The sequence below is a fragment of the Mycobacterium sp. P2_H7 genome, assembly GCF_056403275.1.
Genome location: NZ_JBFUFU010000009.1, coordinates 21920 through 48669, shown reverse-complemented (window position 1 = coordinate 48669; position 26750 = coordinate 21920). Strand labels below are relative to the sequence as shown.

General features: G+C 67.8%; 21 protein-coding genes and 1 pseudogene. 4 read left to right on the top strand and 18 right to left on the bottom strand.

The genetic code is table 11. From position 1 onward, the window contains the following. Positions 1–13 precede the first annotated feature (13 nt). Both AC1DY7_RS12495 and AC1DY7_RS12490 read left to right on the top strand, forming a co-directional pair. Entirely contained in the window at positions 14–826 is an 813-nt protein-coding gene (locus AC1DY7_RS12495) for an enoyl-CoA hydratase/isomerase family protein (RefSeq protein WP_477494010.1), read from the top strand. A gap of 58 nt (positions 827–884) precedes the next feature. Then, positions 885–2051, top strand: a complete 1167-nt coding sequence (locus tag AC1DY7_RS12490; RefSeq protein WP_477494009.1) for a DUF2306 domain-containing protein — start codon at positions 885–887, stop codon at positions 2049–2051. On the opposite strand, the gene AC1DY7_RS12485 is transcribed toward AC1DY7_RS12490, so the two are convergent. Continuing rightward, on the bottom strand, positions 2048–4087 hold the full coding sequence (locus AC1DY7_RS12485) for an NAD(+) synthase (RefSeq protein ID WP_477494008.1): 2040 nt from the start codon (positions 4085–4087) through the stop codon (positions 2048–2050). The two genes, AC1DY7_RS12490 and AC1DY7_RS12485, sit on opposite strands and share 4 nt — an antisense overlap. Before the next feature lie 27 nt (positions 4088–4114). On the opposite strand from AC1DY7_RS12485, the gene AC1DY7_RS12480 reads away from it, so the two are divergent. Continuing rightward, complete coding sequence (locus tag AC1DY7_RS12480; RefSeq protein WP_477494007.1) at positions 4115–4945, top strand: NAD-dependent protein deacetylase; 831 nt, start codon at positions 4115–4117, stop codon at positions 4943–4945. Here AC1DY7_RS12480 and AC1DY7_RS12475 read toward each other — a convergent pair. Then, positions 4942–6225: a cytochrome P450 gene (locus tag AC1DY7_RS12475; RefSeq protein ID WP_477494006.1), complete on the bottom strand. Its 1284-nt coding sequence runs from the start codon at positions 6223–6225 to the stop codon at positions 4942–4944. The two genes, AC1DY7_RS12480 and AC1DY7_RS12475, sit on opposite strands and share 4 nt — an antisense overlap. Positions 6226–6292: 67 nt before the next feature. Between AC1DY7_RS12475 and AC1DY7_RS12470 the strand changes: the two genes are divergently transcribed. Continuing rightward, positions 6293–6925, top strand: coding sequence for a TetR/AcrR family transcriptional regulator (locus tag AC1DY7_RS12470; protein WP_477494005.1), 633 nt, complete (start codon positions 6293–6295; stop codon positions 6923–6925). On the opposite strand, the gene AC1DY7_RS12465 is transcribed toward AC1DY7_RS12470, so the two are convergent. From AC1DY7_RS12465 to AC1DY7_RS12390, 16 genes and pseudogenes are all read right to left on the bottom strand, one after another. Further along, positions 6922–8217 (bottom strand): protoporphyrinogen/coproporphyrinogen oxidase, encoded by a 1296-nt coding sequence (locus AC1DY7_RS12465; protein WP_477494004.1) that lies wholly within the window; start codon positions 8215–8217, stop codon positions 6922–6924. The genes AC1DY7_RS12470 and AC1DY7_RS12465 overlap by 4 nt on opposite strands. A gap of 3 nt (positions 8218–8220) precedes the next feature. Next, entirely contained in the window at positions 8221–8844 is a 624-nt protein-coding gene (locus tag AC1DY7_RS12460) for a PIG-L deacetylase family protein (RefSeq protein ID WP_477494003.1), read from the bottom strand. Positions 8845–9022: 178 nt separating this feature from the next. Next, positions 9023–10123, bottom strand: coding sequence for a glutamate 5-kinase (proB, locus tag AC1DY7_RS12455; RefSeq protein ID WP_477494002.1), 1101 nt, complete (start codon positions 10121–10123; stop codon positions 9023–9025). Further along, the gene (obgE, locus tag AC1DY7_RS12450; RefSeq protein WP_477494001.1) at positions 10120–11559 is read right to left on the bottom strand and encodes a GTPase ObgE; all 1440 of its coding nucleotides are present in this window, start codon (positions 11557–11559) and stop codon (positions 10120–10122) included. The genes proB and obgE overlap by 4 nt, the downstream gene beginning before the upstream one ends. A 102-nt stretch (positions 11560–11661) precedes the next feature. Beyond that, positions 11662–11928, bottom strand: coding sequence for a 50S ribosomal protein L27 (gene rpmA / locus AC1DY7_RS12445; protein ID WP_477494000.1), 267 nt, complete (start codon positions 11926–11928; stop codon positions 11662–11664). Positions 11929–11943: 15 nt separating this feature from the next. After that, positions 11944–12267, bottom strand: a complete 324-nt coding sequence (gene rplU, locus AC1DY7_RS12440) for a 50S ribosomal protein L21 (protein ID WP_477493999.1) — start codon at positions 12265–12267, stop codon at positions 11944–11946. A 143-nt stretch (positions 12268–12410) separates the two neighbouring features. Beyond that, on the bottom strand, positions 12411–15548 hold the full coding sequence (gene rne / locus AC1DY7_RS12435; protein ID WP_477493998.1) for a ribonuclease E: 3138 nt from the start codon (positions 15546–15548) through the stop codon (positions 12411–12413). Between the two features lie 294 nt (positions 15549–15842). Continuing rightward, complete coding sequence (gene ndk, locus AC1DY7_RS12430; RefSeq protein WP_477493997.1) at positions 15843–16262, bottom strand: nucleoside-diphosphate kinase; 420 nt, start codon at positions 16260–16262, stop codon at positions 15843–15845. Between the two features lie 38 nt (positions 16263–16300). Beyond that, positions 16301–16651, bottom strand: a complete 351-nt coding sequence (locus AC1DY7_RS12425; protein WP_477494499.1) for a DUF4233 domain-containing protein — start codon at positions 16649–16651, stop codon at positions 16301–16303. Between the two features lie 47 nt (positions 16652–16698). After that, on the bottom strand, positions 16699–18117 hold the full coding sequence (gene folC, locus AC1DY7_RS12420; protein WP_477493996.1) for a bifunctional tetrahydrofolate synthase/dihydrofolate synthase: 1419 nt from the start codon (positions 18115–18117) through the stop codon (positions 16699–16701). Beyond that, complete coding sequence (locus AC1DY7_RS12415) at positions 18114–20786, bottom strand: valine--tRNA ligase (RefSeq protein WP_477493995.1); 2673 nt, start codon at positions 20784–20786, stop codon at positions 18114–18116. The genes folC and AC1DY7_RS12415 overlap by 4 nt, the downstream gene beginning before the upstream one ends. A 4-nt stretch (positions 20787–20790) precedes the next feature. Beyond that, on the bottom strand, positions 20791–21405 hold the full coding sequence (locus AC1DY7_RS12410) for a DUF937 domain-containing protein (RefSeq protein ID WP_477493994.1): 615 nt from the start codon (positions 21403–21405) through the stop codon (positions 20791–20793). A 94-nt stretch (positions 21406–21499) separates the two neighbouring features. Beyond that, the gene (locus AC1DY7_RS12405) at positions 21500–22753 is read right to left on the bottom strand and encodes a saccharopine dehydrogenase family protein (RefSeq protein WP_477493993.1); all 1254 of its coding nucleotides are present in this window, start codon (positions 22751–22753) and stop codon (positions 21500–21502) included. An 11-nt stretch (positions 22754–22764) separates the two neighbouring features. Beyond that, positions 22765–24741 (bottom strand): S9 family peptidase, encoded by a 1977-nt coding sequence (locus AC1DY7_RS12400; RefSeq protein WP_477493992.1) that lies wholly within the window; start codon positions 24739–24741, stop codon positions 22765–22767. A gap of 29 nt (positions 24742–24770) precedes the next feature. Beyond that, on the bottom strand, positions 24771–25265 hold the full coding sequence (locus AC1DY7_RS12395; RefSeq protein ID WP_477493991.1) for a transglycosylase family protein: 495 nt from the start codon (positions 25263–25265) through the stop codon (positions 24771–24773). A gap of 241 nt (positions 25266–25506) precedes the next feature. Further along, positions 25507–25734 (bottom strand): annotated as a pseudogene (locus tag AC1DY7_RS12390) (transglycosylase family protein); the annotation flags it as partial. Between the last annotated feature and the right edge of the window lie 1016 nt (positions 25735–26750).

The window sequence follows — 26750 nt, the reverse complement described above, 5'->3', positions numbered from 1 at the left end:
ATAGTCGGCAGCCATGACAGCGCGACCGCCCGAAGGCGACTGGCTCGGCACTCCTTTCCTGAAATTCGAGCGGCAGGGCCCGTTCGGCGTGGTGCGCCTGGACCGGCCCGAGGCGCGCAACGCGATGACCCCGGCGATGTACTTCGGCATCCGGTACGCCGTCAGCCACGTCGAGACCGATCCGGACCTGGCGGGCCTGCTCATCACCGGCACCGGCGATGTCTTCGCCCCCGGCGGGGACCTCGGCGGCGGTGACGGCAGCGATGACTGGATGAAGTGGGGCGCGGCGCTGTCGATGGACGTCACACCGTTCGAGACGCTGCGCCAATCGGTGAAACCGGTGGTGTCGGCCGTCAACGGGCTGGCCCAGGGCGGCGGCCTGCAGATCGCGCTGTGCAGCGATATGGCTGTGGTCAGCGAGCGGGCCACCTTCCGGGTGCCCGAACTGTTCCGCGGTATCGCCGACACCTATTACAGCCAGATGCTGGCACGCCTCATCGGCCCGGTCCGGACCCGCGACCTGATGTTCACCGGCCGGGTGCTGACCGCGCAGGAGGCCCTGGACTGGGGCATGGTGTCGCGGGTGGTGCCGCACGACACCTTGCTGGACGAGGCGCGCGACGTGCTGGCGCAGGTGTGCCGGACCGCGCCCGGCGCGCGGTCGGTGGTGAAGTCGAGTCTGGACAACTACCTCGGGTTGTTCGACCGGATCGGGATGAAGGCCAGTTACAGCGGCGCCGAGGCGCGCCAGGGATTCATCGCCTTCAAGGAACGCCGTTCCCCGGATTGGGTGCATCCGGATCTGCGCACCGAGGGTCGGCTCTGAGCAAGCTCAGCAAAATCCCGTGCGACGGGGATGACTCCACCTAGAATCTGTCCTCCAAATGGACAACCACAAACAGGTGGCGCTCTCGCGAGGCCTCTTCATATTCACGCTGATCGTGGCAGCGCTGTATCTGCCACTGGCAGTGAACTACACGTGGCCATTGTTCGGCTCCGGCGCACCGCGCTGGCAGGACGACGTGAACACGACGATCAACGGCGCCGGCTACGCGCTGGGCGACGGGTCGGTGGATGCCGTCCGGCACGCCGCCTACGCGCAGTACCGGGTGGTGCTGTTGGTGCACACCACCTTGGGCGCATTGGCGTTGATACTGGCCATGTTCCAGTTCTCGGCGCGGATTCGGCAACGCCGGCCTGCCGTGCACCGGTGGACCGGCCGCGCCTACCTGACGCTGATGACCATCAGCATGCTGACCGCCCTGATATTCCTCTATCTGACCCCACCGGCCGAACACTTCATCGGCCCGGCGTTCGAGACCCAGCTGCGCGGCCTGGCCGTCGGCACGCTCGCCAGCGCCTGGTACGCGGTGTACGCAATCCGCAAGCGCGACATGGTCACCCACCGCGCGTGGATGACCTACAGCATCGCCTTCATGTTGACCGCACCGTTGTTGCGGTTCATCTGGATCGGGATACAGCCGCTGATCCCGCAGCATGACCTGTTGACCAATATCGGCGTGGGTTCCCTGATTCTCGGTGTCGTCGCACCCGGCGGCGCCGCAGTCGCGTTCATGGCCGCACAGCAACCCCGACCCGACGAGGTGCCCACCACGACACCGGCGTGGAACTACGGCGCGGCGGTGGCGCTCGCGGTGGTCGGCTCGCTCGCTTATGCGGGCCTGACATCGCGGCTGCCCGAACCGATACCGCACTCGCTGGTGGCCTTCCACCTGGTGCCGGTCTGGATCAGCGTCGCGCTCGCGGCGGTCGGCGTGATCCGGGCCCGGAGCCGGGGCAACACCGCTCGGGAACGGCAATGGCGTTGGCTGCTCTGGGGTTTCGCCGCCGCACCCACGTCGGCGAGCCTGTACTCACTGATCGTCCCGCCCGACTTCACCGCCGCCGACGCGATCATCGCCGGCGGCATGGACGGGGCGGCCATCCCGATCACCGTCTGCTTCGCCGTGATCGTGCGCGCCGCGGCCCGGCAGCCGAGTCAGGAGCTCGACACCGCCCGCGGCACGTTGACGGGAACCTTCGAGCGCTAGTCCGCCGGGATCTCCCGGTCGATCTCGTCAAGCCAGATCCGTGCCGACATGTCCGACGGTGCACGCCAATCGCCGCGCGGAGACAGCGCGCCACCGGCGGATACCTTGGGGCCGTTGGGCAGTGCGGAGCGCTTGAACTGGCTGAACGAATAGAACCGTTGCGCGAACACCGTGAGCCAGTGCCGGATCTGGGGCAGCGAGTACTCCACGCGCTTGTCCGCCGCGATGCCCGTCGGCCAGCCACCCCGGTCGGCGTCGCTCCAGGCATGCCAGGCCAGAAAGGCGATCTTGGCGGGCCCGAACCCGTGGCGCAGCGCCTGGAACAGCGAGAAGTCCTGCAGGACATACGGTCCCACCTTGGCCTCGCTGCTCTGGATCTCCTCGTCCTCCCCCACGGGCACCAACTCGGGGGTGATCTCGGTTTCCAGCACGGACTGCAGGACGATGTTGACGTCGTCGCCGAATTGGCCGGAGCCGATCACCCACCGGATCAGGTGCTGGATCAGGGTTTTGGGGACACCGCCGTTGACGTTGTAATGCGACATCTGGTCGCCGACACCGTACGTGGACCACCCCAGCCCCAGCTCGGACAGATCGCCGGTGCCCAGCACGATGCCGCCGCGCTGGTTGGCCAGCCGGAACAGGTAGTCGGTGCGCAGCCCGGCCTGCACGTTCTCGAACGTGACGTCGTAAACCTTCTCGCCGCGGGAGAACGGATGCGCCATCTCGGCGAGCATCACGTCGGCGGTGCCGCGGATGTCGATCTCCTCGAACGTCACCCCCAGTGCTTTGGACAACGCGATCGCGTTGCCCTTGGTGTGCTCGCCGGTGGCGTAACCGGGCAGGGTGAACGCCAGGATGTCGCTGCGCGGACGCCCTTCGCGGTCCATCGCCTTGGCAGCGACGATCAGCGCGTGGGTGGAATCCAGGCCCCCGGACACCCCGATGACCACCTTGGGAAAGTTCAGCGCGCGCAGCCGCTGCTCCAGACCGGCCACCTGGATGTTGTACGCCTCATAGCAATCCTGTTGCAGCCGTTCCGGATCCGACGGCACGAAGGGAAACCGTTCCACCGCGCGGTGCAGGCCGATATCGCCGCCGGGCGGGTCGAGCGTGAACTCGATGCGGCGCACCGACTCGGCGGCGAAGTGATGGCGCGCATTGTCGTCGAACGTGCCCTGGCGCAGCCGCTCGGCGCGCAGCAGCGCGGTGTCCACGTCGGCTACGCTGCGCCGCTCGCCCTTGGGGAACCGTTCCGATTCGGCCAGCAGCACGCCGTTCTCGTAGATCATGGTCTGGCCGTCCCAGGCCAGGTCGGTGGTCGACTCGCCCTCGCCGGCGGCGGCGTACACGTAGGCGGCCAGGCAGCGCGACGACGCCGAACGGGCCAGCAGCTTGCGGTCGTCGGCGCGGCCGATGGTGATGGGACTGCCGGACAGGTTCGCCAATACCGTGGCCCCCGCCAGCGCCGCCTGCGCACTGGGCGGGATGGGCACCCACATGTCCTCGCAGATCTCCACGTGCAGCACGAAATCGGGTAAGTCGGTGGCGGCGAACAACAGGTCCGGGCCGAACGCCACGTCGGCACCGTCGATTCGGATGGTGCCCGTCGCGTCGTCTCCCGCGGCGATCTGGCGGCGCTCGTAGAACTCGCGATAGGTGGGCAGGTAGGACTTGGGCACCACGCCGAGGATCGCCCCGCGGTGGATGACGAGCGCGGTGTTGTAGACGCGGTTGCCGTGCCGCAGCGGGGCGCCGATCACCAGCACCGGGAGCAGATCCACCGATGCGGCGACCACCGCGGCGATCGCGTCCTGCACGGCGTTGAGCAGCGTGTCCTGCAGCACGACGTCCTCGAGCGAGTACCCCGACAGCGTCAATTCGGGAAACACCGCCAGCCCGACGGCGTCGTCATGGCAGTCGCGGGCCAGGCGCAGCACCGATTCCGCGTTGGCGGCGGGGTCGGCCAGCGTGGTGTGGTGCGTGCACGCGGCGACCCGTACATATCCGTGCCGGTAAGCGGAGTAGAAGTCCACCCGGCCATTATCCCTATCCTGGATGGGGTGGAAGCCCCCGAACTCGTATCTGCGTTGTCCGGTCTGCGACTGGCGGTGCTGACGGGAGCGGGAATGTCGACCGATTCCGGCATCCCGGACTACCGCGGACCGGACTCACCGCCGAGCAACCCGATGACGATCGCCCAGTTCACCTCCGACCCGGTGTTCCGTCAGCGCTACTGGGCGCGCAACCACATCGGCTGGCGGCACATGGATGACACCAGGCCCAACGCCGGGCACCGGGCGCTCGCCGCGCTGGAGGCGGCCGGGGTGGTAGCGGGCCTGATCACTCAGAACGTCGACCTGTTGCACACCAAAGCGGGCAGCCGGCGGGTGGTGAATCTGCACGGCACCTACGCGCAGGTGGTGTGCCTGGCGTGCGGGCACACCATGAGTCGCGCCGCCCTCGCCGAGGAGCTGGAGACCCTCAACCCCGGTTTCCTCGAGCGGGCCGAACAGGTCGGCGGTATCGCGGTGGCACCCGATGCCGACGCCGTGGTCGCCGACACGTCGACCTTCCGCTACCTGGACTGCCCGCGGTGCGCAGGCATGCTCAAACCCGACATCGTCTACTTCGGCGAAAGTGTGCCCAAAGAACGTGTAGCCCAAGCGTTTTCCATGGTCGACGAGGCCGACGCGCTATTGGTCGCCGGATCCTCGCTGACCGTGTTCTCCGGGTACCGGTTCGTGCGCCACGCCGCCGCGGCGGGCATGCCCATCGCGATCATCAACCGCGGGCCGACCCGCGGTGACGAGCAGGCCACCGTCAAGGTCGAGGCCGGCTGCTCGGAACTGCTGACCCTGCTGGCCGGCGAGTTGACCGTCGGGGTCGGCTAGAACGTGCAGGGCATCGCCCGGACGGCGTGCACGAAATTGCCTGCCAGATAAGCCGGCTCCCCTGCCGCGATGTCGGGTAGCTGCGTGAGTAGTTCGCCGAACAGCGCCCGCAACTGGGTGCGTGCGACGTGCGCGCCAAGGCAGAAGTGCCGGCCGCCGCCCCCGAAACCGAGATGCTGATTGGGCTTGCGGCTCAGGTCGAAACGCTCGGGTCGATCGAACACCTCGGTGTCCCAGTTGCCCGACGAATAGAACATCACCACCTTCTCCCCCGCCGTGATCTGCTGACCTGCGAGTTCGACGTCGACGGCGGCGGTGCGCCGGAACGTCATCACCGGGGTGGCCCAGCGCACGAACTCCTCGACGGCAGTGCCGATGCGGTCGTCGAAGTCGGCGAGCAGCCAGGCCCGCTGCTCCGGGAAATCGGTGAGTGCCTTGATGGCGTGGCTGGCCGTCTGCCGGGTGGTGTCGTTGCCGGCCACCGCCAGCAGGACGAAGAATGCGGACACCTCGAAGTCGGTGAGCCGGTCCCCGTCGACCTCGGCGTGCACCAGCGCGCTGATCAGATCGGTGCCCGGGTTCTCCCGGCGTTCGGCGGCCAGTTGGCCGGCCACCTGGTGCAGGTACATCTGGCTTTCCAGGAGCACCTCCAGCGGGTGCCTGCCTGCCAGGTAGATCGGGTCACCCCAGGACACCAGGGCGTCGGCGGCGTGGGCCACCTTGTCCCGTTCGGACTCGGGGATGCCGACCATGTCGGCGAGCGTGCGCACCGGCAACTCCTTGGCGCACTGCTGCACGAAGTCGACGCCGCTGCCCGCCGCCGCCAGTTCCTCGACGATGACCTTCGCGTTGCTCTTGATCGAGGACTCGATACGCGCGACCTGTCGCGGCGTGAAGGCGGAATGAACCACCTTGCGGATCAACGTATGTCGCGGTGCGTCCATCGCGAGGAACGACTGCGAGGCCTCCAGCAGCTCCTCGGGCACCGTCTCGAACAGCACGCCCTTGCCGGACAGGAAGGTGTCGCTGTCGCGGCTGACGGACACGATATCGGCGTGCCGGGTGACCGCCCAGAAGCCCTTGTCGGTCGGATCGTCCATCAGGGCGTCCTCCACCGGCTTGTGCCAGCTGACCGGCCTCTGGGTGCGCAATTGCGCGAAGGAGACCTCACGCTCGGCCGCGGTGGTGGCCCAGAACGCGCGCGAGGACAGATCGATCGAGTCATACGGACGCCCCGGACCCGACGCGGACGGTGCTGATGTGATCGGTGACACAGTCATGGCGGTGACAATAAATCTAGACACTATGTCTAGTCAAGGCGTGGGGTGAACGGATATCCTGGCGGGCATGCCGTCGGTGACGCGGAAACCGCAGGCCAAGCGCCAGGAGCGCCGCCAGCAGATCGAACGCGACCTCTTGGACGCCACCGACCGGCTGATGGCCGACGGCACCAGCTTCACCGAGCTCAGCGTCGACCGGCTGGCCACCGAGGCCGGCATCTCCCGCGCCAGCTTCTACATCTACTTCGAGGACAAGGGTCATCTGCTGCGCCGGCTGGCCACCCAGGTGTTCGGCGACCTCGCCGCGGCGGCCGCCCAGTGGTGGGAGGTGTCGGCTCGCCGCGATCCGGCCGATGTGCACGCCGCGATGGCGGGCATCATCGCCAGCTACCGCCGCCATCAACCGGTGCTGGTCGCGCTCAATGAGATGGCGGGCTACGACGCGGGTGTCCGCGACACCTATCGCGATCTACTGGCCGGCATCTCCGATCAGGTGGCCCGCGTCATCGAGGACGGCCAGGCCGACGGTTCCATCCGGCGCACGCTTCCGGTCGCCGCCACCGCCAGCACGCTGACCTGGATGGTCGAGCGGACCTGCCATCAGAACCTACCGTCGCATCCGGTGTCCTTCGATGCCGAGCTGGCCACCACGCTCACCGAAATCGTCTGGGGCGCACTCTATTTAAAGGCAGTCACCTAGAACCGATCGGGGTGCCAGTACACGTCTTCAGGTGCCCCGGTGAGGGCGTTGTCGACGGCTTGGCGGCCCTGCAGATAGCCGTAGTCCTGGTTCGACGACTCGTAGCGCCAGCCACCGAACCGGCCCCGGCTGTAGATTCCGTACCCGGTCAGCGTCTTGTCGGCCACCCGCAGCACGTCGTCACGCCCCAGGGTGGGCACGGGATAGCCGAACGGGATGGTCCGCGCGAATCGGCTCTGCACCCGCGCCGGGTCGGCACCCAGCGCTGCCAGCGACGCCTGCACCGCGCCGACCGCATCGTCGGCCGACGACGTCTGACCGGGGAAGGACGGCACCTCGCAGAGGATGTTCCAGCGGCCCGGGCCGGCATTGCCCGGGTCGTAGTTGCTCAGCATGGTGGCGCGGTACCACGGCACACTTTCGTCCGGGCAGTACAGCCAGGTCTTGTCGGCCAGCGCCGGGGGCGGGTCGCCCTGATATCCGAGGCCGACGGCGTGCACCCGGCTGGCGCGCAGGCTGCTCGCCTGCCCGCCCTGCCCGATCCAGCCCAGTGCCGTGGTGATCGGTGCGGTACTGACGCAGTAGTCGAACGGCACCAGCGTGTCATCGCCCAGGGTGGCCACCCGCTTGGCCGCATCCATTCCGACCACGGCGGTGTTCAGCCGCAGCGAACCGGGCGTCATCAGCGTGTCCTGCACCGCCCGCCACAGGGCGCCCGTGCCACCGATGGGATAGGGAAATGTCTCTGCCGGTGCGGGTGCCGCGCTGCCCGCCAAGCCCAACTGGGGAACGTTGCGGGTGTGGCTGCCGCTGCGCAACGACGTCCAGGTGTGGTCGACCTCGTGTAGCGGCGCCGTCCACATCTTCCGGTTGTAGGGCTCGAAGAACTGCTCGTAGAGCCGGCGACCGAAGTGGTTGAGGTAGTAGTCCGCCAGATGATGGACGGGCGCGTCGGGCCGCAGGTCGGTCGGCAGTTCGGTGAGCTGCTGCTGGATGGGGGTCGGCACCAGGCTCTGCGGCCCCTCGCCGGTGAGCCAGACCCAGCCGTTGCGGGTGACCTGACGGATTCCGACGCCGCTGGCCGCGACCGCCGCGTCGAACTCGGGGAAATGGCTGTGCAGCACGTGTCCGCCGAGATCCCAGGTGAATCCCTGCGCATCGGTGACCGAGGCGGACATCCCGCCGATCTGGTCGGCCGCGTCGACCACCAGGTGATCGATACCGAGTTCAGTGAGCCGGGTGGCCGCGCCGATGCCGGTCGTGCCGGCACCCACCACCAGAAAGGTCGGCACTCCTCAGAAGTCGAGGACCTGGCGGACCGGCTCGAAACCCTCCGCGAACGGCCGGCGGCACAGGAATCCGTAGTGTTCGGCGGTGCTGCGCACCCAGGACGCGCTCACCTTCTCGCTGGCCTCGGCTTGCGAGACATGGCACATCAGCGCCTGGACCTTCTTGTCCAGCGAATCGGAGATGTCGATGAACACCGTGGGATTGAACCCCACCGCCGACGGCCCGCCGTAGGCCATGATGGTCGACACCCAGCGCGCCGCGCCCATGGTGCACCGCGACACGACGCGGTGATCCTGATGGCTGTCATTGGAGGCGTGCGTGTAAATGACTGTCGCACCGACCTTTTCGATGGCGTCCTCGATCAGGTGCACGAGTTCGAACTCCTGCAGGGACACCCTACAGTCGGCGAATCCTTCGCCCCACAACAGATTGTCGACACCCAGGACTTCGACGGCTCGATGCTGTTCGTCGACCCGCTGGGCCGTGTCGCCGGGGCCGACCTCACCCCGGGTGACCACCAGCATGGCGACCTTGTCACCGGCTGCCACATGCTTTGCCAGCGCGCCGCCGCAACCCAACTCGATGTCATCGGGGTGAGCCCCCACCGCAAGTACCGATCGACCCGTCATGCCCCCTGGCCTTCACTTTGCTGACCCCTAATTTTGAGCAGCATAACCCTATTTTCTGCGGCACGGGGGCATTAGCTCGCGACGTTCTCAGCGAGGACGGTCCCCGCGGGTGCGCGGGAGGGGCGCGGACGTGCGAAAACGAGACGAAATGTTTGCGAAAACCGCACCGGCGGGACCGTCAGGTGGCGACCAGGTCGTCGGCGTGTACAGCGGGCCTGCGCAGGTCAGCGGGCAGGTCAGGAGTCGATCGACCGATGATCGTGGCCAATTCGCCTGCGTCATAGGCCACCACACCGCGCGCGACCGGTTGCCCGTCGGGGCCTTGCAGGTCGACGACGTCGCCGCCGTGGAATTTGCCGGTCACCGCGGTGATTCCGGCGGACAGCAAGGAGCGACGCTGAGAGACCACCGCCCGGACGGCACCCTCGTCGAGGGTCAGGGCACCCGCCGACTCCGCGGCATAGCGCACCCAGAACCTGCGCGCCGACATCCGCTCGGGGCGCGGCGCGAACACGGTGCCCACCGAGGCATCGCCGAGCGCGGCCGCCGCGTCGGAGGCGGCCGCCAACAGGACCGGCACACCGGCGTCGGCGGCCAACAGCGCCGAGGAGAGTTTCGAGGCCATCCCGCCGGTACCCAGGTGGCTGCCGCCACCCGCCACCACTCCGTCGAGGTCGCCTTCGGCGGCCACCTCGGGGATGAAACGGGCGTCCCCCTTGCGGGGATCGGAGTCATAGAGCCCGTCGATATCGGACAGCAGGATCAACGCGTCCGCGCCGACCAGATGTGCCACCAGCGCCGAGAGCCTGTCGTTGTCGCCGAACCGGATCTCGTTGGTGGCCACGGTGTCGTTCTCGTTGACGATGGCCACCGCGTGCAGCGCGCGCAACCGGTCCAGCGTCCGCTGGGCGTTGGTGTGCTGGACGCGCATCGAGATGTCATGCGCGGTCAGGAGAATCTGGCCGACGGTGCGCTGATAGCGGCCGAACGCCGAACTCCACGCGTTGACCAGGGCGACCTGACCGACGCTGGCCGCGGCTTGCTTGGTGGCCAGGTCTTTCGGGCGTTTCGTCAGACCGAGCGGTTCGATGCCGGCGGCAATCGCACCGGAGGACACGATCACCACATCGGAGCCGGCCGTCATCCGGGCCTGAATGGCGTCGGCAAGGGTGGCCAGCCTGCCTGCGTCGAAGACACCGGCAGGAGTGGTGAGCGCGGTGGTGCCGATCTTCACGACGACGCTGCGCGCCGCGCGGACGCGATCGCGATGCAGACTCACTCCTCGTTCTCCCGGCGAGCCTTCCGCGCCGCTTTACGCTCGTCCGCGCCTATTCGCTCGGACTGCTCGAGCCGGATGTCGGTGCCGCGGCCGGACAGATGGGTGTCGACACCGGCCGGGGTCAGCGGCTCCCAGTCGAACGTGACATCCCCGATCGTCACCGCGCAGCCCGGCGTCGCGCCCTGCTTGACCAGCTCGTCCTCGACGCCGAGGCGGGCCAGCCGGTCGCCGAGATAGCCGACGGCCTCGTCGTTCTCGAAATTGGTCTGCGCAATCCAGCGTTCCGGCCGGGTGCCGCGCACGATGAAACCACCCTGGCCGTCCGGCGACACCGTGAATCCGGTCTCATCGACTGCAATCGGGCGGATGACGGCGCGGCGTGGCGCCACCTCGGGCTGTGCGGCCCGATACGCCGATACCAGCTCCCACAACGCAAAGATCAACGGCCGCAGCCCATCCCGGCTGACGGTCGAAATCTCATAGACCGGCCAGCCGTACTTCTCGGCGACCTCGTCGCGCACGAAGTCGGCCAGTTCCCTGGCCTCGGGAACGTCGATCTTGTTGAGCACCACGGCACGGGGGCGATCGGCGAGATCGCCGAGCGTCGTATCCCCTTGCAAGGTCGGCTGATACGCGGCCAGTTCGGCTTCGAGAGCGTCGATGTCGGAGATGGGATCGCGGCCCGGCTCGAGAGTTGCGCAGTCCACGACGTGCACCAGTACCGCACATCGCTCGATGTGGCGCAGGAAGTCCAGCCCGAGGCCACGGCCTTCCGAAGCACCGGGAATCAAACCTGGCACGTCGGCGACCGTGAAGGTGTTGTCGCCCGCCGACACCACACCCAGATTCGGCACCAGCGTGGTGAACGGATAGTCGGCGATCTTGGGTTTGGCCGCCGAGATCGTCGACACCAGTGAGGATTTGCCGGCTGACGGGAACCCGACGAGACCGACGTCGGCCACCGACTTGAGTTCCAGCGTCAGGTCACGGACCTGACCCTTCTCCCCCAACAGTGCAAAGCCTGGGGCCCTGCGCGCACGCGATGCCAGTGCCGCATTGCCGAGTCCACCCCGGCCTCCGGCGGCCGCTTCGAAACGCGTGCCCGCACCGACCAGATCGGCGAGCAGCGTCCCATTCTCATCGAGGATGACGGTGCCGTCGGGCACCCGAACCTCGAGATCAGCACCGGCCGCGCCGCCGCGGTTGCCGCCTGCCCCCTGCTTACCCGCGGGCGCGCTCACGTGCGGATGGAAATGGAAGTCCAGCAGAGTGTGTACCTGAGGATCGACGACCAGGATGATACTGCCGCCCCGTCCGCCGTTGCCGCCGTCGGGGCCGCCCAGGGGTACGAACTTCTCCCGGTGCACCGAGGCGCAACCGTGCCCGCCGTTACCGGCCTGCGCGTGAATGACCACGCGGTCCACGAACCGGGGCATATCAGGTCCTTCCGCGGGATTGTTCCCAAAAAGGTGAAGCTGCCGAGAGTTCTATCTGGAGAACTCGCAGCAGCTTCACATTCGCGGAAAGTCCTCGAAAAACTAGGCCTCCTGGACCGACGGCCGCACGATGTTGACGGTCCGGCGGCCACGCTTGGCGCCGAACTCGACAAAGCCCGGAGCGGTCGCGAACAGCGTGTCGTCGCCACCGCGGCCGACGTTGATGCCGGGGTGGAAGTGGGTGCCGCGCTGGCGGACGAGGATTTCGCCGGCCTTCACGAGCTGCCCGCCGAAACGCTTGACGCCGAGTCGCTGAGCATTGGAGTCGCGACCGTTGCGCGAGCTGGATGCGCCCTTTTTATGTGCCATGTCTCCTACCGCCCTTTACTTGATGCCGGTGACCTTGAGCACCGTCAGCTGCTGACGGTGACCCTGGCGCTTGTGATAGCCGGTCTTGTTCTTGAACTTGTGGATGCGGATCTTCGGGCCCTTGGTGTGCTCCAAGATCTCGCCGGTGACGGCGACCTTGGCCAGGTCATCAGCCGAGGTGGTCACCGTGGCACCGTTGACGACGAGTGCGACCGGCAGAGAGACCGACGAGCCGGGCTCGGACTCGATCTTCTCAACCTTGACAATGTCCCCGACGGCGACCTTGTACTGCTTGCCGCCAGTCTTGACGACTGCGTACGTGGCGTTATCGGCTGCCATCGTGGATCTACCTCTGCTTCGTTCATCTGGGCGCGCGCAAATTTGGACATGCACGTGCGGGTCTTGGGTGCGGGCCGAGCCAGCAGTTGCGGCTGCAAGCCCCGCGACAACTGGTTAAGGGTACGTGAGCAGCGTGGACAGGGTCAAACCGCGTCCGCCGGAGGACCGGCCGGCCGCGCCGCGGCACGGCGCCGCGGACGTCGCCCACCCGTCGACGCCGCCTCGGCGACTGGTTCGGACGTCACGATGACCTGGTCAGCGACGGTTTCGTCGTCCTCGTCATCGTCGTCCGAGTCATCATCATCCGAGTCGTCGTCATCGTCGAATTCGTCGTCGTCATCGTCGGAGTCGTCCTCGTCATCCGAGTCGTCGTCCGAATCGTCATCGTCGAACTCGTCATCGGAGTCCTCGTCGTCCGAGTCATCCTCGTCGGAATCGTCGTCGAACTCGTCCTCGTCGTCATCATCGTCGTCGTCATCGTCATCGTCGTCGTCATCGATGACATCGGCGTCGACGTCCTCGATCTCGTCGACATCGACGGCGTTACCGTCTCCGGTGGTCTCGTCGTCGAGGTCGCCGGCAGCAGTCAGCTCGTCGTCGCCGTCGGTGAGCGCCTCGGCGTCGTCCGCGGGCTCGCCGTGTTCGTCGTCCTCGTGCTTGCCGTTGGCCGCGGCCATCGCCTTGAACATCGGGTGCTCGCCCACCGCGTGTGCGGGCACCTTCGCGACCTGCACCTCTTCTTCTTCGGGCTCGGGCTTGCCACCCTTCTTGCCGCGCTTGCCCCGGCGTCCGCCGCCACCGCCGCCGTTGCCGCCGGTGCCGCCTCCGCCGGCGTTGCCGCCACCGGAGGGTTCGGCCTTGCGTGCGACAGCCTGCGCGGTGTCGACGGGATCTCCGTGCAGGACGATGCCCCGGCCGGCGCAGTGCGAGCAGGTGGTGGAGAAGGCCTCGACCAGCCCGGTGCCCAGGCGCTTGCGGGTCAGCTGCACCAACCCGAGCGAGGTCACCTCCGACACCTGGTGCCGGGTGCGGTCACGGGCCAGCGCCTCGGTGAGCCGCCGCAGCACCAGATCGCGGTTGGACTCCAGCACCATGTCGATGAAGTCGATCACCACCATGCCGCCGATATCGCGCAACCGCAGCTGCCTGACCGTCTCTTCGGCGGCTTCCAGGTTGTTGCGGGTCACGGTCTGCTCGAGGTTGCCGCCGGAACCGGTGAACTTGCCGGTGTTGACGTCGATCACCGTCATCGCCTCGGTGCGGTCGATGACCAGGGTGCCGCCCGAGGGCAGCCACACCTTGCGGTCCAAGGCCTTGGCGAGCTGCTCGTCGATGCGGTGCACCGCGAACACGTCGGGACCGTCCGAGGCTGCCGGCTCGTACTTGGTCATCCGCGGGACCAGTTCGGGCGCAACCGAATTCACGTAGTCGTTGATGGTCTTCCAGGCTTCGTCACCGGAGACGATCAGCCCGGAGAAGTCCTCGTTGAACAGATCGCGGATGACCTTGACCAGCACATCGGGCTCTTCGTACAGCGCGACCGCGGCGCCCGCCTTCTTGCCCTTGGTCTCGGCGGCGATCGTCTCGATCTGACCCCAGCGTTCCTGCAACCGGTTGACGTCGGTGCGGATGTCCTCTTCTTTGACGCCCTCGGATGCGGTGCGAATGATCACACCGGCACCGGCGGGCACCACCTCTTTGAGGATCTCCTTGAGCCGTTGGCGCTCGGTGTCGGGCAGCTTGCGGCTGATCCCGGTCGAGGAGGCACCGGGCACGTACACGAGATAGCGTCCGGCCAGCGAGATCTGCGTGGTCAGCCGGGCACCCTTGTGTCCGACGGGATCCTTGCTGACCTGCACGACGACGTAATCACCCGGGCGCAGGGCCTGTTCGATCTTGCGGTTGTTACCGCCGAGGCCGGCGGCCTCCCAGTTGACCTCGCCGGCGTAGAGCACACCGTTGCGGCCGCGACCGATGTCGACGAAGGCGGCTTCCATCGAGGGCAGCACGTTCTGCACGATGCCCAGGTAGATGTTGCCGACCAGGCTCGCCGACGCCGCAGAGGTCACGAAGTGCTCGACCACGACACCGTCTTCGAGCACCGCGATCTGCGTGTAGCGGGCGCCCTGGTGCGGCGGTTCGGTCCGGATCTTGTCCCGCACGATCATCGTGCGTTCGACGGCCTCGCGGCGGGCCAGGAACTCGGCCTCGCTCAGAATGGGCGGCCGGCGGCGGCCGGCGTCACGGCCGTCCCGGCGGCGCTGACGCTTGGCCTCCAACCGGGTCGATCCGCTGATGCCCTGGATCTCATCGGATTCTTTGCCGGATTTGGCGGAACGTTCCCGCGGCGCCCGCTCATGCACGACGGTGTTCGGCGGGTCATCCGGCGAACCGTCCTCGGAGTCGCCACCACCGGACTTGCGGCGACGGCGACGGCGCCGCCGGCGACTGCCGCCGTCGGCGCTGCCGGCTTCGTCACCGGTGTCCTCATCGGAGTCGTCGCCGTCCTCGGCGTCGTCACCTTCGGGCTGTTCGCCCTCGGCGGTGTCGTCGTCGCCCTCTTCGCCGTCCGCGCTCTGCTCACCGCGGCCCCGGCCACGGCCACGGCGGCCACGGCGACGACGGCGCGCGGCGGGGCGATCCGACGAATCGTCCTCGCCGTCGGCATCGACGTCGTCACCCGCATCATCGGCGGTGTCGGCGTCGTCGGCCGCGACGGGCTCGGCCTGCTCGGGGGCAGCTGCGACCCGCGGCGTGAACGCGACGGGCTGCGGTGCGACGAACAGCGGAAGATAAGGGGCGGGATCGACCTCGGTGCGCGGGCTGAGTTCGCTCGCCACCTCCAGCTCGAAGGCGTGTGGGGTTTCCAGCAGCAGCCGCGACTCGGGCTCGGCGTTCACGGCCTCGATGGCTTCGGCCACCTCACCCGGCTCGACGGAACCCGTGGGGGGCGCCGGCTCGGCGGGCTCGGACTCGTCGGCCGGTGATGCCGTCTCGTTCACCGCGGCGACAGCCTCACCCACCTCACCCGGCTCCACCGAACCGGTGGGTGGGGCGGGTTCGGCTTGCGCGTTGAGCAGCTCACGGACCCGCTCCGCCTCGGCTTTGTCGACCGTGGAGTGCGGACTGCGGGCCCTGCCGTCGAGCTCGGCGAGCACATCGACGATGCGCTTACTGGTGGTTCCCAGCACACGCGCCAGTGAATGAACTCTCAGCTTGGCTGGCAGTTCCTCGATCTGCGCTGCTTGGGAAAGATCTTGGGTATGGGCATCTTCGGCCACGTATTCTCCTCAAGCCCCCGGGCGCGTCAGATCGACGCGGCCACGCGAGGGCTTCCGCTATGGGTCCGGGACACTTCCCCCGGACTTGTTATGGTCTCGCCCCGAGCAGTTCGGATGAACCCACTCGGTGCCTGGCTGAATGATGGCTGGACGGTCGGCGCCTCATCGCAGGATCGCGATGGTCGCGCTCGTCTAAGTCTTCATCCGGGAGTCTGGCCCCGTTGTGGCGCCGGTCTCCCACGGCCAGTATCCCATACCGCGCGCCAGAATCTGACGAAGCGGGGCAACCGCGAGCTAAGCGCCCGTCAGGCCGGGGAACCAGAGCGCGATTTCCCGGGCCGCCGACTCGGGCGAATCGGAGCCGTGCACCAGGTTGTCCTGAGTGACCAGGGCCAGGTCGCCACGGATGGTGCCCGGGGTGGCCTTCTCCACCGGATCGGTGCCGCCCGCGATCTGGCGGAACGCGGCGATCGCGCGCGGCCCTTCGACCACGGCGGCCACTACGGGCCCGGAGGTGATGAACTCCAGCAACGATCCGAAGAAGGGCTTGCCGTCGTGCTCGGCGTAATGCTGGCGGGCGAGGTCGTCGCTGACGGCCTTGAGCTCCAGCGCCGCGAACGTCAGGCCCTTGCGCTCGATTCGGCTGACAATCTCGCCGATCAGGTGTCGCTGGACGCCGTCGGGCTTGATCAAAACAAGGGTGCGCTCAGTCACGGCGCACAGCGTACCGGTCGGTAACCGATCCGGAAAAACTACTCCTCGATATCGGCGTCGCGCGTCTGCTGACCGGGCAGAAGCCCGTGCTCCTGGCGGCGTTTGACCTCGCCCCGGAGAAAGACCAACAGGGCCCACACCAACGCGAAGACCACCCCGATGAAGCCGATTCCCCAATGGATGAACGCGCCGGCGACGAGTACCAACTGCATACCGACGTTGATCCAGATCGCGCCGGGGCGGCCCTGGATACCGGACAGCAGCACCAGCAGCACGGCCATCCCGATCAGGAAGCCGCCCGACACCCAGGTCAATCCCCCGGACCCGACGGACACCACCGGCAGCGCCAGCAGCACGACGATGGCCTCCAGGATCAGGGTTCCGGCCATCACCCCGCGAAAGCTCTTCCAGGGATCGGGCGGGGTGGTCGGTGTCGTCACGCTGGGTCCCGTCCGAACAGGGTCCGCGCCGCGCCCGCGGTGACGACAGAACCGGTGATGACGATGCCGCTGCCGGAAAGTCCCTCGCCGCCCGCGGACTCCTCGACCTGCGCGATGGCGGTCTCGATCGCGTCGGGCAGCGTCGCGGCGGTGAGCACGCGGTCCGCACCGAACCGCTCGATCGCGAGTGTCGCCAAGTCTTCTACGGCCATGGCGCGCGGTGAGCCGTTGTGCGTCACCACGAGCTGGTCGAAGGCGGGCTCCAGGGCCGCCAGGATGCCGTCGGCATCCTTATCCGCCATCACCGATACCACCCCCACCAGGAAGCGGAAGTCGAACTCCTCGGCCAGCGCCTCGGCCAACGCGGCCGCACCGGCCGGGTTGTGCGCGGCATCGACGAACACCGTCGGCGCGCTGCGCACCCGCTCCAGCCGGCCGGGGCTGGCGACGGCGGCGAATCCCGTCCGCACCGCGTCGATGTCCAGTTGGCGGTCGGCGCCGGCGCCGAAGAACGCCTCGACGGCAGCCAGCGCGAGCACGGCGTTGTGGGCTTGATGGGCACCGTGCAGTGGCAGGAAGATGTCGTCGTACACGCCGCTGAGCCCCTGCAGTGACAGCACCTGACCGCCGATGGCGACCTGGCGGCCCAGCACGGTGAACTCCGAATCCTCGCGTGCCACAGCGGCATCGGCGGTCACGGCCTGTGTCAGCAGCACCTCCATGGCCTCCGGGGACTGCCTGGCGATCACCGCGACCGTGTCGGTGGGCACCAAATCATCTGCCTGCTTGGTGATGATCCCGGCCTTCTCCCCCGCGATCTCGGCGATCGTGTCACCCAGATAGTCGGTGTGGTCCAACCCGATCGGGGTGATCACGGCGACCGGGGCGTTGACCACGTTGGTCGCGTCCCAGCGGCCGCCGAGGCCCGTCTCCACCACGGCGATGTCGACGGGGGCGTCGGCGAAAGCCGCGAACGCCATCACGGTGAGCACCTCGAACTTGCTCATACGTACGGACCCGCCCCCGAGAAGTCCAGCCTCGGACTGCGCGTCGACGAGTTCGACGAACGGTTCGATCTCACGGTAAATATCGACGTATTGCGCTGGGGTGATGGGCTTTCCGTCGATCGAGATGCGTTCGACGGCCGACTGCAGATGCGGGCTGGTGGTCCGGCCGGTGCGCCGGTGCAGCGCGATCAACAGGGCATCGATGATGCGCGCCACCGAGGTCTTGCCGTTGGTCCCGGCGATGTGGATGGACGGATAGCCGCGCTGCGGCGAGCCCAGCAGTTCCAGCAGCGCGTCGACGCGGGCGGTGCTGGGTTCGATCTTGGTCTCCGGCCACCGCTGATCGAGCAGATGCTCGACCTGCAGCAGCGCCGCGATCTCGTCGGGAGTGGGGTCTGGGCTACTCATTTGAAGCCGGCGAGCCTAGCCGTGATCCGCTCGACTTCTTCCTGCGCGATCTGCTGGCGGCCCTTGATCTTGTCGACGACGGCTTCGGGCGCCTTGGACAGGAACTCGGCGTTGCCGAGTTTGCCTGCGGTCTGGGCCAATTCCTTCTGCGCGGCCGCCAGATCCTTCTCCAGGCGGCGCCGTTCGGCGGCCACGTCGACGGTGCCGGAGGTGTCCACCTCGACCACGACGGTGCCCACGCTCAGCCGCACCTCGACCGAAGCGGAGGCGGTGAAGCCGTCGCCCGGTTCGGTGAGCCAGGCCAGGGCGGTGGTGGCGGGCAGCTGGGATTCGACATCGGCGGCGTCCAGACCGCTCAGCCGGGCCGGGACCCGCTGCCGGTCGGCGAGGCCCTGATCGCTGCGGAAGCGGCGCACCTCGGTCACCAGCTTCTGCATGTCCGTGATGCGCCGGGTGGCAACGGCGTCCGGCGCGAATCCCGAGGCCTCGGGCCACTCGGCGATGACGATCGACTCGTTGTCGGTCAGCGTCTTCCACAGCGTCTCGGTGACGAACGGCATCACCGGGTGCAGCAGCTTGAGCAGGGTGTCGAGTACTGCGGCGAGCACCGCGGTGGTGTGCGAGAGCCCTTGCGAGAGCTGCACTTTCGCCAGCTCGACATACCAGTCACAGAACTCGTCCCAGGCGAAGTGGTAGAGCGCCTCGCATGCCCGGCTGAACTCGTATGCCTCCAGCGCGGCGTCGGATTCGGCGCGCACCTCGTCGAGCCGGCCGAGGATCCACCGGTCGGCGTCGGTCAGCTCACCGGCCGCGGGCAGCGGCGCCGGGGCGGCACCGTTCATGAGGGCGAACTTGGTGGCGTTGAACAATTTGGTGGCGAAGTTGCGCGACGCGCGGGCGTGGTCCTCGCCCAGGGACAGGTCGCCGCCGGGGCTGGCGCCGCGGGCCAGGGTGAACCGCAACGCGTCGGCGCCGAACTTCTCGACCCAGTCCAGCGGGTCGATACCGTTGCCTTTGGACTTGCTCATCTTGCGGCCGAACTCGTCGCGGATCAGGCCGTGCAGGAACACATTCTGGAACGGCACGGTGCCGGCGTCCACCACGTCGTCACCGGCGACGAAGGTGCCGAACATCATCATCCGGGCCACCCAGAAGAACAGGATGTCGTAGCCGGTGACGAGCACGCTGGTCGGATAGAACTTCTCCAACTCGGGGGTCTTGTCGGGCCAGCCCATCGTCGAGAACGGCCACAGCGCCGAGGAGAACCAGGTGTCGAGCACATCCGGGTCCTGCACCCAGCCCTCGGGCGCGGTCTCGTCGGGCCCCAGGCAGACCTGCTGGCCGTCGGGTCCGTGCCAGATCGGGATGCGGTGGCCCCACCACAGCTGGCGCGAGATGCACCAGTCGTGCATGTTGTCGACCCAGGCGAACCAGCGCGGTTCCAGGCTGGCGGGGTGAATCACGGTGTCGCCGTTGCGCACCGCGTCGCCGGCAGCCTTGGCCAGCGACTCGACCTTGACCCACCACTGCAGGCTCAGCCGCGGCTCGATGGGCTCGCCACTGCGCTCGGAGTGCCCGACACTGTGCAGGTACGGACGCTTCTCGGCGACGATGCGGCCTTGGGCGGCGAGCGCTTCACGCACCGCCACCCGGGCCTCGAAGCGGTCCAGTCCGTCGAATTGTGTTCCGGTGCCGGTGATCGCGCCGGCCTTGTCGAGGATCGAGGGCATCGCCAGGTTGTGCCGGACGCCGATCTCGAAGTCGTTGGGGTCGTGTGCCGGCGTGACTTTGACTGCGCCGGTACCGAATTCGGGGTCCACGTGCGCATCCGCGACGATGATGATCTGGTGGCCGTCCAGGAACGGGTGCGGCAGCGTCGTGCCCACCAGCGCGCGGTAGCGGTCGTCGTCGGGATGCACCGCGATGGCGGTGTCGCCCAGCATGGTCTCCAACCGGGTGGTGGCCACAACAATGTGCGGCTCGGCGTCGTCCATCGACCCGTACCGGAAGGACACCAACTCGCCCTCGACGTCCTCGTACTTCACCTCGAGGTCACTGATGGCGGTCTGCAGCACCGGCGACCAGTTCACCAGCCGCTCGGCCTGATAGATCAGGCCGGCGTCATAGAGCCGCTTGAAGATGGTGCGCACCGCCCGGGAAAGGCCCTCGTCCATGGTGAACCGATCGCGGCTCCAGTCCACGCCGTCGCCGAGCCTGCGCATCTGCCCGCCGATGGTGCCGCCGGACTCGCGCTTCCAGTCCCACACCTTGTCGATGAAGAGCTCGCGGCCGAAGTCCTCTTTGGTCTTGCCGCCTGCCGCGAGCTGCTTCTCCACCACCGACTGGGTGGCGATGCCGGCGTGGTCCATACCGGGCAGCCACAGCACCTCGAACCCCTGCATGCGCTTACGCCGGGTCAGGGCGTCCATCAGGGTGTGGTCCAGGGCGTGGCCCATGTGCAGGCTGCCCGTCACGTTCGGCGGGGGCAGCACGATCGAGTACGGCGGCTTGGCGCTCGACGGATCGGCCGTGAAGTAGCCGGCGTCGACCCAGCCCTGATACAGCTCGCTCTCTACCGCACCCGGCTCCCAGGACTTGGGAAGGGCATCGGCGCGCGAGGAGGGGCTGGCAGTGCCGTACCCGTACTCATTACGGGTACGGCTCCACAAATCACTACTTCTTGCCGCCGAGGAGCCCGCCGAGGATCTCGCCGATGGCATTGCCCTGGCCGCCGCCGCCACCCAGCACGCTGCCCAGGATGCTGCCCAGGGGGTTGTTCCCGGCCCCGCCACCGCCGCCGGCGCCACCCAGGATGCTGCCCAGGATGTCGCCGAGGCCGCCGCCTCCGGCGGAGGCCTGCGGCTGCGCGGGCGCGGAGTTGTTCTGTGCGAACTGCTTGCCGATGTAGGCGAGCACGATGGGCGCCAGGATCGGCAGCAGCTGCTTGATCAGGCCGCTGCCACCGGCACCGCTACCCGCGAGCGCCGAGGCGACCTGATTGCTGTCGTTGCCGCCGAAGATGTGGGCGACGATGTTGTCGCCCTCGGCCTGATCGACCTGGTCGACGCTGACGCCGCCGTCGAGCAGGCCGCTGGCACCTTGGGCCGTCACCGCCGACTCCAGCTTGCTCGAGTCGATGTCACCGGACTGCACGTTGTGCTGCAGTCCACCCACCAGTGCCGGGACCAGGGTCCGGATGGCGTTGTTCACCTCGCCTTCGTCGGCGCCCAGTTTCGTCGCAATGTCCTGTACGGGAATCTGCGCGAAGAGATCATCCAGACCGGCCATATCGTCCCCACCTTCATCGCTGATGCAAGTCCTATCCGCGATCGACCCTAGCCGTATTCGGGCCTCGCCCACAGGCCTTCGGCGCTGCCCGGTTTCAATCGAGCCGGGTGGTCTCCAGCGTCACTCCGGCACCCGGCAACCGGGTCAGCAATGCGTCGCCCATGGCCGCGGCCGGGGTGAGCACGCCGCGCAGATCCGAGAGCCGGTCCCGGTCCAGCGCCAGCGCCAGCCCGCTCTCGCCGAGCAGCACCGCGGTCGCCTTGTAGCCGGGGTCCCCCTGCTGAGCGATGACCGTCCGGTAGCGCGCTCCGGTGCTGGTCGTGGTGTAGGTCTCGATGCGGTAGTGCCCGTTCTCCCGGGTCTTTTCGCTCGGTCCGGTTCCGGGTTTGGGGGTGATCCGGTCCAGCAGAGCCGAGGGCACCTTGTTGAGGTACTTCATGCCGAGTCCGAAGGCCGCCGCGTTGACGGCGGTGTCCACCGCGGCGGCCACCGGGGCCAGCACCGAGGAACCGGTGCTCATGTGCTCCGCGTAGCGGAAGGTGCGGCCGTACGCCCAGTCGAGCAGGGCGTTGCTGCGCCGCACGATTCGCGAATTCGGCGCGGCCATCGCGAACGCGCCGGTCCAGACGCCGTCCAGCTCTGGCGCGATCTGGACACCGCGCCGCCACGGGGTATCGGACTGGTGCCCGAGGTCCGGTTCGGCACCGCGGTCGGTGCTCAGCGTGTAGGGATCGAGCATCTCGCGCCGGATGTCGGGATCGCCGGCCGCCGTGCGGAAGAACTCCATCATCGAGGCGACCGTGCCACCGGAGACCCCGCCGGCGAAGGTGCGCAGCACCAGGTTGGTATCGGTGAGGTCACCCGTGCCGTCCGTCCGTGCCCGGTCGTAGAGGGCGTAGACGGTGAGATCCGAAGGCACCGAATCGAATCCGCAGGAGTGCACGATGCGCGCGCCGTTGTCGACGGCCTGCTTGTGGAACTGGTCGGCGCTGTCACGGATGAACGGTGTCTCGCCGGTGAGGTCCGCGTAATCGGTGCCGGCCTCGACACATGCGGCCACCAGAGGCAGTCCGTAGCGGGTATAGGGACCGACGGTGGTGACGACGACCTGGGTGCGGGCGGCCATCGCCGCCAGCGTTGCCGGGGACCCGGCGTCGGCCTCGATGATCGCCCACCCGGCGGCGGACTCCCCCAGGGTGTCGCGCACCGCACGGACCTTGTCGACGGACCTGCCGGCCAGCGCGATGCGGGCCGCGCCGCCCGCCCTGGCCAGGTACTCGGCCGTGAGTTTGCCGGCGAACCCGGTGGCGCCGTAGAGGACGAGGTCGAATTCCCGCTGCGAGGTCATGGTGTCCGAAGCTACCCGAGCGTCTCGGGCAGGCTTGTGCCCTCACCCAGAACGTGGCGGCCGAGGAACGCGATGATCACCTGGTACCAGATCTTGGTGTGTTGCGGCGCAGCGATCCAGTGCCCCTCGGACGGGAAGTACAGGAACTGGTGTGGGCTGTCCCCGGCCGCGTCGGCGGGCAGTGCCGATTCGGTGAGCAGTTCGTACCAGAGCCGCAGACCTTCGCCGATGGGGACGCGGTAGTCCTTGTCCCCGTGGATCACCAGCATCGGGGTGTTGATCCGCTGCACGCTGCGGTGCGGTGAATTGTGCTGCGTCATCTGCTCGGTCATCTCACGCGCCCACCAGTAGGCGCCGTCGGTGGTGTGCCCGAACTGGTCGAGCGCCCACAGGCTGGCGTGCGTGACGACGGCGTCGAAACGATCGGTATGCCCGGCGATCCAGTTGGCCATGTAGCCGCCGAACGATCCGCCCATGACGGCGGTCCGGCCGGCGTCGACCCGTGGGTGGGCACACGCGGCATCGGTGGCCGCCATCAGATCGGTGTAGGGCGCCGCACCCCAGGCGCCCCAGCCGCGCTGGATGAACCGCTGCCCATAGCCTGTGGACAGCGCCGGGTCCGGCATCAATACGGCGTAGCCCGCGGCAGCCAGCAGCCACGGATTCCACCGCCAGTGCCAGGCGTTCCAACTGCCGAGCGGGCCGCCGTGTACCCACAGCACCAGCGGCGCCTGCGCGCTGCCCGCCGGGAGGACCAGCCAGGACCGCACCGGCACCCCGTCCGGTGCCGCCGTCGTCAGCTCTTCCAATTCGCCGGGCAATTCCGGCAATTCGACACACGGCAGCGTGGCGACCTGCCCGTCGGGGTCGATCCGGACCGGATGCGGTGGTGCAGCATAGGAATGACGCAGGGCGTAGAGGACGCCGCCGGGCGCGGTACGCACGTCGGTGTAGCTGTGGTCGTCGTCGGTCAACCGGGTCACCGCACCGGTTTCCGGGAGCACCGAGAAGACCGGGCACCGGCCGGCGTCATCGGCGGTGATCACCAGGGCCGTCCCGTCGGTGGTCCAGCTGACCGACGACGGCCAGCGGTCCCATTCCTGCGTGACCTCCACCCATGGCTCACCGAAAGCCATGACACACAACGTGATCCGCGGGGCGGCTTGCGGTGTGGAGACCGTCTCGCGCAGGAAGGCCAACCGGGTGCCGTCGGGTGAGATGGCGGGATGGCCGAGGTCGGCCTCGGCGTCTTCGACGATCACCTGCCGTTCACCGGTCGCGGTGTCGACGCGCACCAGGGCGACGCGGATCGAGGCGCCGGGCCCGGGAGCCTGCCACGACGTGACCACGAATGACCCGTCGGCGCTGACGGCGACACCGGCTTCGCGCAGGGCGGCGCCCGGTGCCGGCGTGAGGTCACGGGAGTCGGCCGCGTCGAGTAGGTGGGGATGATCGGGTCCGAGGTCATGGTCCCAGTACCGCACCGGATACCCGGTGTGCAGGACCGCCGAGACCTTGCCGTCCTTGCGCAGCGCCCGCAGGCGGGTGTCGTCCTCGACCGTCGCCGCCGACGGCAGCAGCGGCGCGGTGACGACGACGCGATCGGCCGCGGTCGCGGTGTGTACGGCGGCGACCCCACCCGGCAGGGTCAGCATTTCGGCGGCCTCGCCGCCGGCGGCGGGCAGGCGCCACAGCGCGGCGGGTGGTTTGTCGTCAGCGGGGGTGGGGCGCACCGCGATGAACAGCAGGTCACCGCCCGCGGTGAACGCCGGTGCGGATTCGCCTTTGACCCCGCGGGTCAGCCGCTGTGCCGGCCGCTGCCCGTGCGGGTCCAATTCCCATATCGCCGTGATGAATTCGGTGCGGTCTTCATTGATCTCGCTGATGGTGGTGACCAGCCGGGAACCGTCCGGCGAGACCGCCAGCCCGGCGATCCTGGGTAGTTCGAGGTAGCGGTCCAGGTCACCGAATGCGTGGCGAGACGTCATGTCTGCCACGCTAGCCGGGTCGGGCAGGGTCAGCGCGGCTGGCCGAACGACACCAGCGTGGTGCACATCTTGCGGATGTCGAAGATGCCGAGAATGGCGCCGGGGCGGATGGCCTTGCAACCGCCGGCGGCCGGGTTCGTCGCGGCGGGGGCCGGCTTGTTCCAGACGGCGGGGCTGGCAGCCTGGGCGCCGCAGGTGGGCCAGGCGCCCAGGCCCTGGGTGCGCATCACGTTCTCGGCGACCCGGATCTGCTCGGCCCGGCTGGCCTGGTGCGGTGCACCGACACCGCCGTTGGCGGTCCAGGTGGCCTGCTTGAACTGAAGCCCCCCGGAGGCGCCGTTTCCGGTGTTGATCGCCCAGTTGCCGCCGGATTCACACTGGGCGAGCGCGTCCCAGTTCACCCCGCTGTCCGCGGCGGCGGTGGCCGACATGGCCAGCGGTGCGGCGGCCATGGCACCGGTCGCGGCGGCGACCCACAGCATCCGGGTGAATGTCTTCTTGATGGCGGCGCTGAAGCTCTTCATCTTGCGGTCCTTCCCCGACCGGTGACACGAGTTCCGCATGCAATGGATGGTGCGTTCTTGCACTGCAGTTACCCGTGTTTCGGGTGGGGGAAATCATCTGTTACGCAGGAGGCACAAGTTTTAGGGCTTTCTTATGCGACAAATGGCTATTCGCGGGATTTGTGAGAAAACAATGGCGCCGGGCTCGAAGCCCGGCGCCATTGTCACACCTCTGATATAGGCGGCACGTATGAGCAGCGTGTCAGCCGCGACGGCCACACACCGGCCACGCGCCGATGCCCTGCGAGCTCAGGACGCGATTGGCGACCCGGATCTGCTCCTCGCGGCTGGCGTTGTGCGGCGAACCGCTGCCACCGTTGGCGCGCCAGGTGCCCATGTTGAACTGCAGGCCACCGTAGTAGCCGTTCCCGGTGTTGATGGCCCAGTTGCCGCCCGACTCGCAGGCAGCGACGGCGTCCCAGTTCACACCGTTGTCCGCATTGGCGGTACCCGCCCCCAGGGCGACGGGGGCCACTGCGAGCGCCCCGGCGATGACGGTCATACCGAACGTGGTGCGGATGTTCTTCAACTTCGATCCCTTCGCCAAGCGCGCGCCAAAGACACCCGCGCGCACGCGGGCGTGAAATGCCTGGAGGACCAGGCGTGAAATTTGGACCGTGCCTTCTCTGTCGGGCACCGCAGCGGGAGGCACGAGATTGCCTTGCCGGGAAATCAGCCCCGGCCGCCTCCACAGATGTTCTCGCAGAAGCCCCGCACACACGCAGGTTTTGAATGTGAAATTATTTGCTCCCTTGCGGGGTTGAGAAAAACGTACAAAACCTCCGGCGTGAAGTCACATCGGATTTAGATCATGTCGCGAGAAGATCACGACTTGATCACGACGCATCCTATGTATGAACTGTGCAGGTCAACCCAACATTTTGCGCAGTTGCCCAAAATGCAGGTCGTGAATCATTTGGTGACTCAAATCACGGGGATTTTGTGAGCTGGACCACGGGGCGGAAGGGGCTACGCAGGTCGTTCGCGCCAAGTTCACCACTTTTCCACACGAAAGGCCATGACCTGCGGTTTTATCGCGGCCCGAGTTCGCTGGCTGCAACTTCCTCCGAAGAGGGCGTCGGTGCCAGCCAAAGCAGCTGCAGCACAGCATATTTGGATGAATGACACGGGACGTCAGCGCCGACAGAGCATCTGAGCGCGAACCGCGGTGCCCTTCTAATATCTTGTTGGACAACCCCTTACGAGATCTCCCCGTTCTCGCGCGAGCCGGGATGCCCCTCGCCACCCCTGTTGACGTGCGTCGCGCGTTCACCACCTCACGGAGGCCACTAATTAGTGCAGCTTATATCTCTGTGCCGCAGCATGTTTCGCCACGTCACTCCTGCCACAGGCCGAACGGATGCTCCCAAAATGGTTGCCACACAGCTAGTCTCGCAGGCACAGCGAGTCGTTTCGAATACCGGCGACGACTAGTGCCGTCGAAGC

Bases quoted from the DNA above. Each gene is read 5' to 3' on its own strand.
- rpmA (WP_477494000.1), bottom strand. From the start codon at position 11,928: ATGGCACATAAAAAGGGCGCATCCAGCTCGCGCAACGGTCGCGACTCC.
- rplU (WP_477493999.1), bottom strand. From the start codon at position 12,267: ATGGCAGCCGATAACGCCACGTACGCAGTCGTCAAGACTGGCGGCAAG.
- AC1DY7_RS12425 (WP_477494499.1), bottom strand. From the start codon at position 16,651: ATGGCCGGAACCCTGATCCTGGAGGCCATCGTCGTGCTGCTGGCGCTG.
- obgE (WP_477494001.1), bottom strand. From the start codon at position 11,559: ATGCCCCGGTTCGTGGACCGCGTGGTCATTCACGCGCAGGCCGGTAAC.
- AC1DY7_RS12460 (WP_477494003.1), bottom strand. From the start codon at position 8,844: ATGACGGGTCGATCGGTACTTGCGGTGGGGGCTCACCCCGATGACATC.
- AC1DY7_RS12405 (WP_477493993.1), bottom strand. From the start codon at position 22,753: ATGACCTCGCAGCGGGAATTCGACCTCGTCCTCTACGGCGCCACCGGG.
- AC1DY7_RS12490 (WP_477494009.1), top strand. From the start codon at position 885: ATGGACAACCACAAACAGGTGGCGCTCTCGCGAGGCCTCTTCATATTC.
- AC1DY7_RS12410 (WP_477493994.1), bottom strand. From the start codon at position 21,405: ATGGCCGGTCTGGATGATCTCTTCGCGCAGATTCCCGTACAGGACATT.
- AC1DY7_RS12475 (WP_477494006.1), bottom strand. From the start codon at position 6,225: ATGACTGTGTCACCGATCACATCAGCACCGTCCGCGTCGGGTCCGGGG.
- AC1DY7_RS12395 (WP_477493991.1), bottom strand. From the start codon at position 25,265: ATGAAGAGCTTCAGCGCCGCCATCAAGAAGACATTCACCCGGATGCTG.
- AC1DY7_RS12400 (WP_477493992.1), bottom strand. From the start codon at position 24,741: ATGACGTCTCGCCACGCATTCGGTGACCTGGACCGCTACCTCGAACTA.
- folC (WP_477493996.1), bottom strand. From the start codon at position 18,117: ATGAGTAGCCCAGACCCCACTCCCGACGAGATCGCGGCGCTGCTGCAG.
- AC1DY7_RS12470 (WP_477494005.1), top strand. From the start codon at position 6,293: ATGCCGTCGGTGACGCGGAAACCGCAGGCCAAGCGCCAGGAGCGCCGC.
- AC1DY7_RS12495 (WP_477494010.1), top strand. From the start codon at position 14: ATGACAGCGCGACCGCCCGAAGGCGACTGGCTCGGCACTCCTTTCCTG.